Genomic DNA, 13,898 nt, shown 5'->3' on the forward strand with positions numbered 1-13,898 from the left:
CCTGCGGCGTTCAGGATCTCCCGCAGGCCGCCGGAATCATAAGCGACGACCGGCTTGCTGAAGGCATAGCCCTCCAGGGCCGTCATGCCGAAGCCTTCCCGGATCAGGCTGGGGACAACGAGCAGGTCCATCGCGCAGTAAGCGGCCGGCAGACATTCTTCATATCCGACGAACCGGAAGCGTGAGGTCAGTCCCTCCAGCTTCACCTTGCGGACACAGCGCTCATAGTAGCTTTTATCCCCCGGAGTCCCCACTACGAGGTAGCGGGCATCCGGATGCTGCTGATGCACCAGAACCGCCATCTTGACGAAATGCTCCAGCCCCTTCTCTTTATTAATGAAGGAAGAGACATAGCCGATCAGCGGGTCTCCCGGGGCAATCTTCAGCTCACTCCGCCGTTCGCCGCGCAGCTTGCTCCAGGCCTCGAACAACAAATCCGCGTCACTCCATGACGGAGGCAGCTGGGTCACCTTGCTATCGCGGATCTCCTCAGGGAAGCACGCTGCCGCTGTCTGTGAAATCGCCAGAATCTCATCGCTGTGGTTGTGGATCAGCTCTACGCTGACCGGGGTGTACTCGTTGTCTGTGATGGTCTCTGAGATCTTCCAGATCACCGGTATGCCCAGTGACTTCGCCGCGATTGGCGGCAGGGCATGCACACAAGTGCTGGTGATCACGAAGGACGGGCGGAGCTCCGCAAGCCAATGCGTCAGCTCATGATATTCCCGGCCCTCTTGCAACTTGCGGATATCTGCCGGAAGACCGGCATAGGGGGTGTACACTCCATAGACCAGCGGAATAGACATCAGCCGGACATGAAGGCCGTAGCTCCGGGCCAGCTGTGTCAGCTTCCCGTCCTGCGGAGCTACGAGGATACAATTGAAGTAAGGAGACAGCTCCCGGCTGAAGAATAACAGCAGCTTCTCCGCACCCGTAATACTGCGTGTGTTGGAGACATGGGAAAAGAGGACGATCGTCGCTTTGTCGGCCATGTTGTCTCGGTGCTCCTCTGCGAAGGGCTGTGGAGCAGCCATTCACCTCCTAATTTTTAATGCGCATACTCCATTAACACTCTGCGGTTCACCAACTTAGGACGGGTATATCAGCTGGCAGGCCAACATCTCTGCCCGGTACTCCAGTATATTGAGGGGGCACAGATGCCGGCACGACACCTGTCCCCTGTGATACGCACATTTTGCTGACAGCCTGTTCTACGATTGCCCTGCTGGCTTACCCGTAAATAATAGTGAGCAACTGACTCAGACGTCTGGTGTACGTATGATCCCTCAGTGTCCGTTCGAAGGCACGGAGGGACATTTCCCGGCGCTCTTCCTCGTGTGTCAGATAGTACTGGATTTTGTCCATCAGCTCGCGGGGGCTGGAGAAGGTGTCGATCTCTTCGCCCACCTTGTAGAAGGAACCGAGATCGTCACGGGCATCGCTGAGCTGCAGCGTGCCGCTGGCAGCAATCTCGAACGTACGCGGATTCGGCGATACGGCCGGAATATACAGCGTGTTATTGTTGACAACATCATCGATATGCGAGCGGTGAAGGTTGATCACAATCTTCGAACCGCTATAGGCTACGGCCGTCTCCTGAGGAGACATCCACTTGCCGATCTCAATCCGTTCGCCATAGAGCGGCGCTTCGGGCAACCGGTCCCACCAGATTCCATTAATGACCGTGTTATAGCTCATCAGCTCCGGCATAATATCGCGGAAGAAATTGATCCGGTTCCAGTAGGCGGATCCGATGAAGCTGACCTCACGGCTGACCAGTGAACGTCCGATAGTCGGACGGTAATGTTCGCGGTGCGCGGCAAAGGGCAGATAGTGGACCTCCGCGCAGCCAAGGCCGCGGTAGATCTCTACGCAATTACGCTCCAGTGTGAATACATAGTCATAATGAGCCACAATCTTCATAGTGAAATCGGTGTAATACGGATCATCGGTTAGCCAGATCGCGGTCTTGATGCCCCGGCCGCGCAGAATGGCTACCTGCTCCAGCGGCAAATCCAGACCATCCAGCACCAGCACCAGGTCGGGACGCTGGGCAGAAGCCAGCTCCACCAGATTCTGGCGCACATCGGTAATCGTGACCTGAGCTGTTAACCGCTGGAGTGCGAAGAGTACCGCATCATCCAGCGGAGAATAGGGATAGCCCTTGCCCGAAGCCACGTACATCACATGGATATTCCTTACCGGCTGCGGCTCCTCCGGGCGTCCGTCCAGCACGGCCAGCCGTCCCCGCAGATAGCCTTCGTCATAACCGCCCTTGAAGCCAGTCAGACGTCCCCGCAACTTCTCTTCCTCCGCAGGGGTTCTCGGCAACGGCGGGGCAGGCATAATAAATTCGTTGTTCATGAGTATTCGCTCCTTTTGATCCATAATGAATTTCACCCTCTTGCTGAAGTAAGAACACCCAGTAAATGAGGCAGACGCGAAGTAAAGGTATGCCGGCGCAGCGTGGTCTGCAGTCCCCGCAGCGCATACTGGCGGCGTTCCTTCTCATGCTTCAGGTAATAATCAATTTTGCGCTTCAGCTCATCGGCAGAAGCGAAGGTCTCCAGATCCCGGCCCGGCTTGTAGTGAATATCCAGATCCTGACGGATATCAGTCAGCTGCATCGTCCCGCAGGCACTGATCTCATAGGTCCGGGGATTAATGGAGAGGGACGGAAGCTGGAACGTATTCCGGTTGTCCATCCCTCCTTCCCAGGGCCGGTGGATATTGATAACCAGCTTAGCGCCGCTGTAGTAATTGGCCGTCTCCTCCGGCGGGATGAAGCCCTCTCTGATGTAAGGAGACAGCTCCTCGAAGTGAGTCAGCCGCTCCCAGAATCCGCCGGCGATCAGCACCTTTTTCCCCCGCAGGAAGGGGACCAGTTCATCGAACAGCTCCGTGCGGTTGCGGAAGGCATTACCAATGAACACGACATCATAGTGATATTGTGGTCCGGTTTGGCGCGGGTAGAACATCTGGGGGTTGACGCACAGCGGAAGGTAGTGCACAGACGCCGTCCCCAGCGAACGGTAGAATTCCACACAGCCCAGCTCATGCGTGAACACATAATCATAATGCCGGCAGATAACGGATGTGTCCTCGGTGAAATAAGGATCATCCACAAACCAAATTGCCGCCGGGATCCCCAGCTGTCTTATTGCCATAATTTGTTCCAGATGATTCTCCGGAAATACATGCAGCCCGTTCATCACCAGCACCGCCCCCGGCAATTCGCGCGCTGCCACCTCCAGCATGGTTTCCGGTGAACAGATTATCAGTTCGCTTACCAGCAGCCGCAGCGCTTCTGCGACTCCCGTATCGATGGCCTGAAACCCCTGAGGAACATACATCAGCCTGAACGGCTGGCATTCCCCCACTTCAGGGGTGTTCAGGCGCTTCACGGCTTCGCACAGGCCGAGATGGTACCCTTCCAGATAACCATCCCGGTAATCCCGTGGAAGCCCGCCTCTCTTTTTTGTTTTCACGGCTTTCACCCTGCCCCGTTAGATTCTCAAGACAGTAGTACTATATGCGGAGTCAGCATCCGCCTCATGGACATCTGTCTGTATTGCGGCGAAATTGGCATATGCCCCCCGGCCTTTCGCCCGCTTGGCCCGAACCCTTGCAGATTTCATCCACTCTCGTCCATGCAGAGGCCGGGTCTGCACTCTGAAGCTTACTCAGGTACTTTGCGGGGGTCCATAACAGCCCCACAAAGTGAGGTCGCACATCGAAGCCTATTCAAGTACTTTGCGGGGACCCCATGAATCATCTACAATTAGAGGAAAACCTACTGAGGAGGCACGAAGATATGAGTTCAATCTATGGCCCTATGCTGTATCTGCGCCATGTCGAGCTGCTGCGCGATGCGGTCCCTTCCTTCGGGAGCTATCCGTTTAATCTGCCGGTGGTACGCACCTTGGAACGGCTTGCTTTTCAGAAGCAGGTTACTTTTCTTGTGGGGGAGAACGGTAGCGGGAAGTCTACCTTGCTGGAGGGCATTGCTGCTGCCTGGGGGTTCAATCCGGAAGGAGGGACGCTGAATTTCTCGTTTAATACCCGTGCCTCGCATTCCAGTCTCTATGAATATTTGCGGATTGCCAAAGGGGTGAAACGGCCGAGGGACGGATTTTTTCTGCGTGCGGAGAGTTACTACAATGTGGCTACTTACATCGATGAGCTGGATGAGGACCCCGAGGCAGGAAGACCCATTAAATCCTCCTATGGAGGGAGTTCTCTGCATGAGCAGTCGCATGGAGAATCCTTCTTCTCCACATTCGTTCACCGCTTCAGCGGACAGGGCATCTATATTCTGGACGAGCCTGAGGCTGCCTTGTCTCCCGTACGGCAAATGTCGCTGCTGGCGCGGATGCATGAGCTGGCGGAGCAGAATTCCCAGTTCATCATCGCCACCCACTCCCCGATTCTGATGTCCTATCCGGGTGCAGAGATTCTTCTGCTGCAGGGAGAGAGCATCACGCCTGTTGCGCTGGAAGACACGGATCATTATACGGTCACCCGCGCCTTCATGACGAACCGGGAGAAGATGCTCCGCGAGCTGCTGGGCGATGACTAAACGAACCCCAGAACATATAAATTCAAGTGGAAACGGCATTGCCGTCCTTTCAAAGGACGGTACCGTTTCAGCGAGAAATAGAAGGACAATTTATCGTGTGAAACATATAAATTCTATATTTTAAAAAAGACACCTCAAGGCGTTGAACGCCCGAGATGTCTCTTGAATTGGCATAGCTGCTCTGTATTTCTCTAATAAAGCTGGTCATCCTTCTCCGTATTACAATCACTGTATTCATTCAGGAGCGCATCCAGCTTCACCGATTGGCGGAGTACCCGGACATCCTGCACCCCGTACTCCAAGGCCAGTTTGTTCAGTTCCTGTCTTGCCTGTTCGATCTTATCTTTGTATTCGTCATTCCCCATAGCGGCCCCCTTGTAGGATGAGGCTGTATCAAGCCATTTCCACTCTTTTACTAAAGTTCCAAACACATTGTATTCTATAATCCGCTAGGGGTCAATTAAGGGTTTGACATGACAGGTTATTTCAGCAGCCTCGACAGCTTATGCAGCGCCCAGCCCAGCATCGCCACCGCCATCATATCGAAGCAGACATTGAACAGGAACAGATGCTTGCCGATATCCGCACGGCCGTCACCGAGGATGGGAACCAGGAACGAGAACAGCCCGATCATTCCCAGCAGCATCATCAATTCTCCGGCAATCCGCCCTGCCGCCTCCCGCGTACGGAAGTATTGATAGAGCAATCCAGCGTAATACACTAGATAGAAAATAACCAGGAACCCGAGAGAATGGGGCAGATGCTTGTTCTTGAGCTCGCTCCACCCGCTGTACATTCCTGCTACCGCGCCTGCAGGCTTGCCCTCACTTTTCTCATAGCTTCCGAGATAGTAGGGACGGATGGACATGCTGTTAGCAGCCGCATACTTCATATTCTCTATTAACCGGCCGGGATGCTTCATATAAAAGAACAGCACATCCTTATGCGATACACGGTCATAGAAATCCGGGCCCAGCGATGGATCATCCTGCTTGATCGCCGTATCCCCCTGGAAATAATTCGTCCCGGCTAGTACCTCGAGGCGCTCCGGCAGCCCCAGATCGCGCAGATCCCCGCGCACATCCGGCGATTCATTCAGAATGCCGAAGAACACCGTCTGATACAGGTTGATATGCTTAAGCTCCTTCGGCGCTGTCACGTACATAATCACTGATACCAGCGCTGTAGCCACCCCAAGCCCAAGTGCCAGCTTGCGCCAGTTGCCTGTTCCATGCAGCGTCCGCAGGCGCAGGAAGATCAGCGCGAAGGCGAGGCCGACGGGGGCATTCTGGATTTTGGAGCAGATCAGGAACAGCACGGCAACGAAGAACAGCGTAAGAGCCTTGGATGACGGCTGCTCCTGCCCGGTAAGCCTTAGACCGAGCGCGAACGTAAGCAGCATGAAGACCATCGACACGGGTTCGCCGAACAGGGAATTGAAATAAGCCAGATAGCCGATATCGTAGAACACCAACAGCATTCCCGCCCCCAGAAGCAGGCCTGTGGCATAGGAGCTCTTCGCGCCCAGCTTGACGATCATCCACGTGGCAGCCAGCAGCAGCACTGCATATACAATTGCCAGAAGACGGATATCGAAGTAACTGCCGTGAAATAAGCCCGCAAGCAGCCTTGGCACCAGCACCAGCAGAATTTGCGAGGACGGGTAGAAGCCCGTAAACAGATCATCATAAGCAAATTTAGAATGACTGAAGCTGAAGAAGCGGTCGGCATAACCCTCCCCGGCATCAAAATAATTCAGTCCGACCGTATTCATCATCCGCAGGAAATCGCCGTTATCGGCAACGCCTGTGAAGGGCCGCACGAACAGCAGATAGAGGATCAGCACAGCGCCAGCCAGCGAGATGAGAACCTCGGGTTTCCATAGTCTTTTCATAACATTCTCCTAACGCTGCGGAAGCAGCTTCACATATTCATCAGATAAGCCCATCAGCTTCAGAATGTAGTCGTAATCGCTCTGATAGGCACTGAAATCCTTAACTGGCTCATGCGTATCCAGCGAGACCGCCTCACCATCCGCGAAGCTTGTACCGGGCACAAACAACACTTCATCATTGAAAAACGAGCCTGTCGGCAAATAATAGCGCATGCCCACCACGTTGCGGTCCACATTCAGCAGATCATGCCCGAACGCCGTAAACCCCTCGTCCTTCAGCGATACCCCGAGCAGATTGGCTACCGTTGGCAGCACATCCAGCTGTCCGCCGGTCCGCTCCACAACCTGCCCCTGCTTCATGCCAGGCACGTGGATCACCAGCGGAATGTTAAACCGGCTGATCCGGTCGTCATACTTGATGCCAAGCGTCTCCTCCACCTGCTCCGCCGGGACGTCCTTAGGCTGCAGGCCGAAATGGTCACCGTACAGCACCAGCACAGTATCCTCCCACATGCCCTGCTGCTTCAATCCGTCGATTAGCGTGCCTATTGCATAATCCGTATAGTTCACCGCGCTCAGATAATCGCCCAGCATCGTGCCCTGGAGCTTGTCCGGTACCTGAATGCGGCGGAAGCTGTCCGGCACCTTGAACGGATGATGGCTGGAGGCCGTCACCAGTTGGGCATAGAAAGGCGTACCCTTCTGATGCAGCACCGCCAGTTTCTCTACGGCAGTTGCATAGAGCTGCTCATCGGAAGCCCCGAACGAATTGAAATGGTCATTTTTGAAGGAGCCTTTATCATAGTAGCCGTTGAAGCCAAGGGCCGGATACAGCTCGTTCCGGTTCCAGAAGCCCACCTTGTTCACATGGAACGTGTACGCCTCATACCCCTTATCCCGCAAAAGCCGCGGCAGTCCCGGCAGCTCCCGGTCTCCGAAGCCTGTGGACATGGCAAGCGAAGCGATTGGATAGATTGAGGTGTTGCTCATGAATTCCGCATCCGAGGTATTGCCCGGACCTACCTGCTGATACACATGCGGGAAATAGAAACCCTCTCCGGCCAGGCCATTCAGCACCGGCGTCAGCTCCTGACCCTCCAGTGACTGATGCAGCGGGAAATTCTGAAACGCCTCCAGTTGAATGATGATGACATTCTTCCCCTTTTGCGATCCGTAATGCTCCGGCAGTCCGCCTGTCATAGCCTTGTAAGGATAGGTAGCCTCCAGTGCCTGCACCTTGGCTATCGTCTCCTGAATATCACCGGTCCCGATGAGGCCGTTATCCTCCTGGGCCTTGATCGCTGCCACCACCTCATAACTCAGAAATCCGGCCGTCTCCGCCTGGACCAGCTCATTGGTAATTCCCCGGGCCGAATGAATCGAATACGCTGACAGCGAGCCGCCTCCAAGGATTGCCACCAGCAGCACCACCAGATAGATGCTCCGGGATCTGCGTACAGGCCGACTGTCCCTCTGCCACCGTTGTTCAGGCCCTCTCTTCCATCTGCGGAAGAGCGAATAGACCATCACTATCAGCAGGTCGGCAAAAAACAGATAATCGACCCACTCAATCGTAGATTCTACACTCTCTTTTACCTGAAACACCTGGTTCAGCTCATAGAGCGCCAGATAGGTAGGCACCGAGCCGAAGTGATTGAAGTACACACTGGCCGCGAAGAGCAGCAGCGATAATAAGCCATTGAAGGTCCAGAAGACCCCTTTTCTCATCCGTCCAGGCGTAATAACAGCCAGCACACCCAGCAGCAGGAGCACCGGCGCCAGATCCGCAGCGATCCACTCCCAGGCAATCCGGTCAAAGAACAGCCCTCTCAGCAGCAGCAGCTTCAGCCACAGCAGTCCCGCCACGATATAGAAATGCGCCTGTGCAGACGCAGGTTTGCCCTCTCTCATTGCGATTCCCCTCTTACTCTCTTCATTAATAGTGGTGTGAAATTAATTCCTTGTTTCTGTAAAAAGCTCACGTTGCTCTAGTATAGCAATACTCGTAAAGGGAATCAAAAAAGGGCCACCCTATTAAACAACTGAGCGGGAGAAAAGGTTCATTTAAAGTCATTATCCTTTCACGGACAAAAAAAAGCAGAGGAGCGAAGTCCCCTGCAAGGCTACAATTTAAATCTAAGACGCTTCTGGTCGAGGCCGCAATCATGCCTCCAGCCACTATAGTCAGTTTGTCCGGAACAGCTGGCGGTGAAGCCCCTTCCGCTCAGGATAGCCGCGCGCTGCCCAGCAGTCTTTTAATGGAACAGTTCGCTTCATGAAGCACGACCTCTTTGTCGATGGTCTTCAGCAGCCCTGAGTGCATGAGAATCTCACCGTCAACCATCGTTGTCTCCACATCAGCACGGGTGGCCGAGTAGACGATCCGCGAGATCGGGTCCACATCATAAGAGGGGAAGGTGTGAAAATTATAGAGATTAAGAATGGCCAAATCCGCCTTCTTGCCGACCTCGATGCTGCCGATCTGATCCTCCATCCCTACCGCCTTCGCGCCCCCGATCGTTGCCATCCGAAAGACGCTCCGGGCATCCATCGTAGTCGGGCCATGCGCGGGCTTCTGGATGACTGCCGCCAGACGCATCTCGTTGAACATATCCAGGTTATTGTTGCAGGGCGCGCCGTCTGCACCCAAGCTGAGGTGAATATGGTCATGAAGCATGCCCGGTGTATCGGCAATGCCGGAGGCCAGCTTGAGGTTCGAGCCCGGGCAGTGGCTGACATGAACCCCGCGGTCCCGCAGAATCCGCTTCTCCTGCTCATCCAGCCAGACACAGTGCGCCAGAATCAGACGTTCGTTAGCCAGCCCCAGGTGATCCAGATAGACGATATTGCGCATACCGGTCATCGCCTGCACAAGCTCGATCTCGCCCAGATTCTCGGAAGCATGGGTATGCACCTTCACCCCGTAACGGACCGAGAGGCTCTCCACCTCCCGCAGCAGCGGCTCCGTACAAGAAATGACAAACCGCGGGGAAAAAGCATACTGAATCCGGCCGTTCGCATATCCGTTCCATTTCTCCAGCAGATCCACACTCTCCTGCAGCGAAGCCGCCGTCTCCTCCTGCAGGGCCGCCGGTGCATCGGGGTTCTTCCGGTCCATCATGACCTTCCCTGACAGGGCGCGGATACCGCTCTTCGCAATCGCCTGGAAGGCATAATCCGTATGATGTACCGTCTCCATATCCACGATGGTCGTTGTGCCGCTGGTGATTAATTCCCCAATGCCAAGCATGGCAGAATAGTACAGCGACTCCTCATCATGCGCCGCCTCCAGCGGCCAGATCCGCTTGCGCAGCCAGTCCATCAGCTCCAGATCATCCCCTTTGCCGCGAAACAGTGTCTGGCAGAGATGAATATGCGTCTGGATGAAACCGGGGATAACCGTCCGGTTCTTGGCGTCGATGACAAGCTCATCACCTCTCACTTCAAGGCCGGTGCCAATCTCCACAATCAGATCACCTTTGATGCGGATATCACCGTATATAATGTCCTCCTGCTTGTTCATCGTAATAATCTCCGCATGCTTGATCAGGATATTCGCCATTGTCTTCTCCCCCTAGTCTTGTGATGTCCGGCTGATCTGTAACACAAAAAGGCCACAAAAATATGCCTCAGCATATTTTCGTAGCCAGAAATTTACGGTTCCCGGTAGAGACCCTTAAACCAATTATTAAGGATATACGAAAAGGACTATTCAATTACTAATGAATAATCCAATCATAGTCCAAAGACAACTTTCATGTCAATAAGAGTAATGAAAATTCACACGAATATTCGATTAAGTGAGGTCAGGGCACGATTTAACATTTTAACACTAGGTAATCAAGAATAAATGTAATGTTATCTCACTTCATTGGGAATTAGTTCTCCATATTCTATGTCAGTGCCTTCTCAAACACCGGAAAAGCAGCGGTACGGCCGGGAAAATGAATCTCGCCTCTCTGTGAATACCCGAGTGAAGGATACAGCTTAAGCGCCCTGTCGTTCTTCGCGTATGTATCGAGCCGGATACTTCTGTACCCGCTGCTGCGGGCGAATTCCTCAGCAAAGGCGATCAGCCGCCGGGCAATCCCTTTGCCCTGAATCTCGGGATGTACCGCAAGCCGGTGCATGATCAGATGCGGCCCTTGCTGCTGTTCCCATTCAATGCCTGCATATTGCTCCGCCTGGTTCTCATCCAGCACAAGGATTCCGGCGATCGCCTCTTGCTCCAGGCAGACAAATAAGGTTCCCTTGCCGATATCTTCACTAATGACTTCTCGGTTAGGGTATCCTTCATCCCATTGATCGCTTCCGCCTGCCTGCATAACTTGTACACATTTGGCAATCAGATTCATGATCCCCTGGACCTCCTCACTCCGCGCTCTTCGTATCTCATTCCCCATCATGTACGTTCCCCACTTTCCTGCCTGAATAGTGAACCTGGTAAAGATTCTGTTAAGAAGTCTACCATATCCGGCCGGAAATTCCGATAGTCCGCCTTATCCCAAAGTATCCCATGAATTGTAGGGTCGGCGCATTATGCGCCGACCCCTGTAGCCGCTGTATCGGCCTGCACGTTGCTGTGCCTGCGGCTCTGTCAGCCGAGCTCCAGCTTATGCCCGTCCTCGAAGCCCTTGGCGAAACCGGCGTCGAACCCCACGTTGTATGCTTCGGTGTAGCCCTGCTGATAGGCGTCTCCCGGCGGCAGCTCCGGCGGGACGCCCAGATCCGGGGGGAGCGGAACCACCTGCGGCTGGGGAGGGGGCTCGATAGCCGGGATAACCTGCACCGGCGGCTTAACCATGCGGGATCTGCGGAGCAGCCGTCTGCGTAGTCTTCTTTTTCTGCGCAGCAGCAGGGATTTCTTCCCCGGCTTGCCTAGCAGACCCTTGCGTGATTTGCCTCCGGGACCTTTGCGTATCCGCGTCTTCCGCGACAGCAGCGGTCTGCGTCTCTTCCCCTTGCCCGTGGAACGAAGCTTGCCCAGTCTCTTCCTCTTCATCTTCTACGCCTCCTGTACTTCATCTACTCCTGGCGGTCCCCTCTGAGCAGACCTTACTCAGCCAGGGGGCTGCAGGCACTCCTTCTTTGGGCTCATGCAGTGAAATACCGGATATCATCCGGCACATTGAACTCTGGTACCCGCTAAGAATCCTGATATTGTCGCTCAGCTTGCGGGCTGTCAGCTCCGATTGCCCCGTCACTTCAGCAATACTCTCAAGGATGGCTGCGAGCGCTGCCTGGCTGCGGGCGATCGAGCGGATCATCTCCAGCTTGACGGCATGTTCGGAGAGCAGCCCGCCGCTCATTTGCTGTCGTCCCCGAAGCTGAAGCCTTCGCTATCCCCGCCGAAATCGCCGCTCTCGTCTTCCCCGCTGCCCAGCACCGCCTTCAGGTTGCTGTACAGCCCGTTCTCCAGCTTCGTCAGCCCCTCTACCATTTCCACGATTACCTCGTGAATAGAGATGGATTCCTTCAGCTGGTCTTCGTGGGAGTCGAACGCTCTAGCGTGGATGTGATGATGGGTCCACTGCTTCACTTTTTCCGCTTCCACCGCCTTGGCCTCGAGAATCATCGCGATGTTCCACTGGATGGCAGCGGTCGACTCCAGCATTTGCAGATATGCCTTTTCTCTGCTCATCCTCCGCCTCCTTGCTCAGGTTACACGTTACCCTTACTCTTCTTCCTGACCGTTTAATTCCTTGATGACCCTGCCCACTCCCTCAGCCATCGCCTCTTCAAGATCGGCAAGTGCATTGAGGTAAGCAATGATGTTTTTGTTGACTTGACCTGAGCTTTCCACCAGCCCACTGAATCCGCCGAAATCAGGGTCCGCATCCGGCAGATCGTGAACTATTTGCGACATACGGACGGCTACGTGGCGTTCGGCGTCGAGAATCCGTGCCATTTGTTCGTGCGTATGGGCCATGTGCTGCAGGACTTTTGTAATTTTACTCTGCACCTTCATGTCTCCTTTGCTCAAACGCCCTGCTACAGCATATGCGGCATCCGCCTTGACGGTGCCGGAGAAGCGCTGCAAGTTGGTCTGGAACATGTCGCAAGATGACCATTAATTTCAACTTTCAAATCCCCATGTCCGCTTCCGCTTCAAGACAGGGAGAAGGCTTCCGGCTGGGAGCATATTGACAAGAAACGTAACAGCAGACTATGCTTGGCTGAAAATACATTCAAATGATGTATGTCCGCATCTATTTAGCCGGATTAGAACTGGAGGTAATCTATGAAACTTACAGGCGAACACCTGGACCTATACCCTCTGGGCGCTTCCGAGCTGGCGTTAGCCTTAGAGGATTACGCCGGGCTGGAGCAGAGGCTGGGCTTGAACGTGACGAGCACCACCACCCTGCTGGACGATGAAGAGATGCGCTACGCGATGCGGGTCAGGCATGCCAAGGTGCTGCAGGATGAAGAGAACTACTGCTGGCTGACCATGTGGGCCATCATCCACCCGGAACAGCAGCAGCTCATCGGCTTCCTGATCCTCAAAGGCCGCCCGAATGAACAAGGGGAAGTCATCGTTGGTTATGTCCTGGACGAGAGATACCGGGGCCAAGGCTATGCCACTGAGGCGCTGCGGCAGATCACCGCCTGGATCTTCAGCCATCCCGGCGCACACTGGATCATTGCAGATACCGAGACGGATAACTTCGCCTCCCACCGCGTCCTGCAACATTTGGGTGCGGAGCTATACCGCGAGACGGAGGATTTGTTCTGGTGGAGAATCGCCCGGCCAGCCAGTAGCTGATGGTGATGATGTGGAGGCGTTAAGCTGAGGGCTCTTGTTGAGGCGATAAGCTGGGGTTTGCATGCTGGCGCGATAAGCTGGGGGCTCATGCTGAGGCGATAAGTTGGGGGCTACGGGCGATAAGCTGGTGCCTGCATGCTGGAGACTACACGCCTAGGGCTGCATGCTGAACGGCAGTACAGCCCGCGGGGGGCCATCCCGCCGACTTTCGACCCCTGCGCCCGCTTGCGGCGGGATTCAGGGGTACTTGTGCTCCTCATTTCCGCCCAGCGCCGACTTTCGCCGGATTCAGGGGTACTTGTGCTCCTCATTTCTGCCCAACTCCGACTTTCGCCGGATTCAAGGGTATTTTTACACCTCATTTTCGACCAGCGCCAACTTTTGTTGGATTCAAGGGTATTTGTACACCTCATTTCTGCCCAACTCCGACTTTTGAGGAATTCAGAGGGATTTATCCCTCTCTTTCCAGCCGCCAGCCCACTTCCAGCGAATTCAAAGGGATTTATCCCTTTAGTTACCTTTGACCACTCAAGCTCCCTTCAATTTCCATAATATTCCTATGTAGATCAACGAATTAGTCTTCCCTCTTCCCTTTCCCCTCACCCGCTCCCCCTCCCTTTCACCTTCCTCCATAATCCCCTCACCTACCAAAAACAAAA

At 54.5% G+C, this 13,898-nt stretch carries 14 protein-coding genes and 1 riboswitch; of the genes, 2 read left to right on the top strand and 12 right to left on the bottom strand.

Annotated features, from left to right (window positions below):
* The 3 genes from C162_RS31145 to C162_RS31155 form a co-directional block, all read right to left on the bottom strand.
* Nucleotides 1-992 (bottom strand): glycosyltransferase (locus C162_RS31145; protein ID WP_162174502.1); only part of this gene is annotated, 992 nt, incomplete at its 3' end.
* 238 nt (nt 993-1,230) lie between these two features.
* Entirely contained in the window at nt 1,231-2,364 is a 1,134-nt protein-coding gene (locus tag C162_RS31150; protein ID WP_083678123.1) for a CgeB family protein, read from the bottom strand.
* A 32-nt stretch (nt 2,365-2,396) separates the two neighbouring features.
* Nucleotides 2,397-3,497 carry a glycosyltransferase family protein gene (locus tag C162_RS31155; protein ID WP_036701519.1) on the bottom strand — a complete coding sequence of 367 codons (1,101 nt, stop codon included), beginning with the start codon at nt 3,495-3,497 and terminating at the stop codon, nt 2,397-2,399.
* Between the two features lie 317 nt (nt 3,498-3,814).
* Here C162_RS31155 and C162_RS31160 point away from each other — a divergent pair, with 317 nt between their 5' ends.
* Nucleotides 3,815-4,579: an AAA family ATPase gene (locus tag C162_RS31160; RefSeq protein ID WP_442792485.1), complete on the top strand. Its 765-nt coding sequence runs from the start codon at nt 3,815-3,817 to the stop codon at nt 4,577-4,579.
* Nucleotides 4,580-4,770: 191 nt separating this feature from the next.
* Here C162_RS31160 and C162_RS35730 read toward each other — a convergent pair whose 3' ends face one another.
* The 9 genes from C162_RS35730 to C162_RS31200 form a co-directional block, all read right to left on the bottom strand.
* Nucleotides 4,771-4,944 carry an aspartyl-phosphate phosphatase Spo0E family protein gene (locus tag C162_RS35730; protein WP_084649101.1) on the bottom strand — a complete coding sequence of 58 codons (174 nt, stop codon included), beginning with the start codon at nt 4,942-4,944 and terminating at the stop codon, nt 4,771-4,773.
* A gap of 116 nt (nt 4,945-5,060) precedes the next feature.
* Nucleotides 5,061-6,473, bottom strand: a complete 1,413-nt coding sequence (wsfD, locus tag C162_RS31165; RefSeq protein WP_036701521.1) for a glycan biosynthesis hexose transferase WsfD — start codon at nt 6,471-6,473, stop codon at nt 5,061-5,063.
* A 9-nt stretch (nt 6,474-6,482) separates the two neighbouring features.
* Nucleotides 6,483-8,384 carry an LTA synthase family protein gene (locus tag C162_RS31170; protein ID WP_036701523.1) on the bottom strand — a complete coding sequence of 634 codons (1,902 nt, stop codon included), beginning with the start codon at nt 8,382-8,384 and terminating at the stop codon, nt 6,483-6,485.
* Nucleotides 8,385-8,697: 313 nt separating this feature from the next.
* Complete coding sequence (locus tag C162_RS31175; RefSeq protein ID WP_036701525.1) at nt 8,698-10,035, bottom strand: 5'-deoxyadenosine deaminase; 1,338 nt, start codon at nt 10,033-10,035, stop codon at nt 8,698-8,700.
* Between the two features lie 61 nt (nt 10,036-10,096).
* Nucleotides 10,097-10,195, bottom strand: a riboswitch (purine riboswitch).
* 171 nt (nt 10,196-10,366) lie between these two features.
* Nucleotides 10,367-10,828, bottom strand: coding sequence for a GNAT family N-acetyltransferase (locus C162_RS31180; protein WP_235218584.1), 462 nt, complete (start codon nt 10,826-10,828; stop codon nt 10,367-10,369).
* Between the two features lie 242 nt (nt 10,829-11,070).
* Nucleotides 11,071-11,475, bottom strand: coding sequence for a hypothetical protein (locus tag C162_RS31185; protein WP_036701529.1), 405 nt, complete (start codon nt 11,473-11,475; stop codon nt 11,071-11,073).
* A gap of 19 nt (nt 11,476-11,494) precedes the next feature.
* Nucleotides 11,495-11,782, bottom strand: coding sequence for a hypothetical protein (locus tag C162_RS31190; protein WP_036701531.1), 288 nt, complete (start codon nt 11,780-11,782; stop codon nt 11,495-11,497).
* The gene (locus C162_RS31195) at nt 11,779-12,114 is read right to left on the bottom strand and encodes a hypothetical protein (RefSeq protein WP_036701533.1); all 336 of its coding nucleotides are present in this window, start codon (nt 12,112-12,114) and stop codon (nt 11,779-11,781) included. Before C162_RS31195 ends, C162_RS31190 begins: the two co-directional genes overlap by 4 nt.
* Before the next feature lie 33 nt (nt 12,115-12,147).
* On the bottom strand, nt 12,148-12,441 hold the full coding sequence (locus C162_RS31200) for a nucleoside-diphosphate sugar epimerase (protein WP_081751236.1): 294 nt from the start codon (nt 12,439-12,441) through the stop codon (nt 12,148-12,150).
* Between the two features lie 273 nt (nt 12,442-12,714).
* On the opposite strand from C162_RS31200, the gene C162_RS31205 reads away from it, so the two are divergent.
* A complete protein-coding gene (locus tag C162_RS31205) occupies nt 12,715-13,239 on the top strand; it encodes a GNAT family N-acetyltransferase (RefSeq protein ID WP_036701535.1) in 525 nt (174 codons plus the stop codon).
* Nucleotides 13,240-13,898: the final 659 nt, after the last annotated feature.

The organism is Paenibacillus sp. FSL R7-269, from assembly GCF_000517865.1.
In the GTDB taxonomy this organism is placed as follows: Bacteria; Bacillota; Bacilli; order Paenibacillales; family Paenibacillaceae; genus Paenibacillus_AQ.

Excerpts from the sequence above, each read along its gene's own strand:
- C162_RS31150 (WP_083678123.1), bottom strand. The coding sequence starts at position 2,364 with ATGAACAACGAATTTATTATGCCTGCCCCGCCGTTGCCGAGAACCCCT.
- C162_RS31170 (WP_036701523.1), bottom strand. The coding sequence starts at position 8,384 with ATGAGAGAGGGCAAACCTGCGTCTGCACAGGCGCATTTCTATATCGTG.
- C162_RS31185 (WP_036701529.1), bottom strand. The coding sequence starts at position 11,475 with ATGAAGAGGAAGAGACTGGGCAAGCTTCGTTCCACGGGCAAGGGGAAG.
- C162_RS31195 (WP_036701533.1), bottom strand. The coding sequence starts at position 12,114 with ATGAGCAGAGAAAAGGCATATCTGCAAATGCTGGAGTCGACCGCTGCC.
- C162_RS31180 (WP_235218584.1), bottom strand. The coding sequence starts at position 10,828 with ATGAATCTGATTGCCAAATGTGTACAAGTTATGCAGGCAGGCGGAAGC.
- C162_RS31200 (WP_081751236.1), bottom strand. The coding sequence starts at position 12,441 with ATGAAGGTGCAGAGTAAAATTACAAAAGTCCTGCAGCACATGGCCCAT.
- C162_RS31190 (WP_036701531.1), bottom strand. The coding sequence starts at position 11,782 with ATGAGCGGCGGGCTGCTCTCCGAACATGCCGTCAAGCTGGAGATGATC.
- C162_RS31175 (WP_036701525.1), bottom strand. The coding sequence starts at position 10,035 with ATGGCGAATATCCTGATCAAGCATGCGGAGATTATTACGATGAACAAG.
- wsfD (WP_036701521.1), bottom strand. The coding sequence starts at position 6,473 with ATGAAAAGACTATGGAAACCCGAGGTTCTCATCTCGCTGGCTGGCGCT.
- C162_RS31205 (WP_036701535.1), top strand. The coding sequence starts at position 12,715 with ATGAAACTTACAGGCGAACACCTGGACCTATACCCTCTGGGCGCTTCC.
- C162_RS31160 (WP_442792485.1), top strand. The coding sequence starts at position 3,815 with ATGAGTTCAATCTATGGCCCTATGCTGTATCTGCGCCATGTCGAGCTG.
- C162_RS35730 (WP_084649101.1), bottom strand. The coding sequence starts at position 4,944 with ATGGGGAATGACGAATACAAAGATAAGATCGAACAGGCAAGACAGGAA.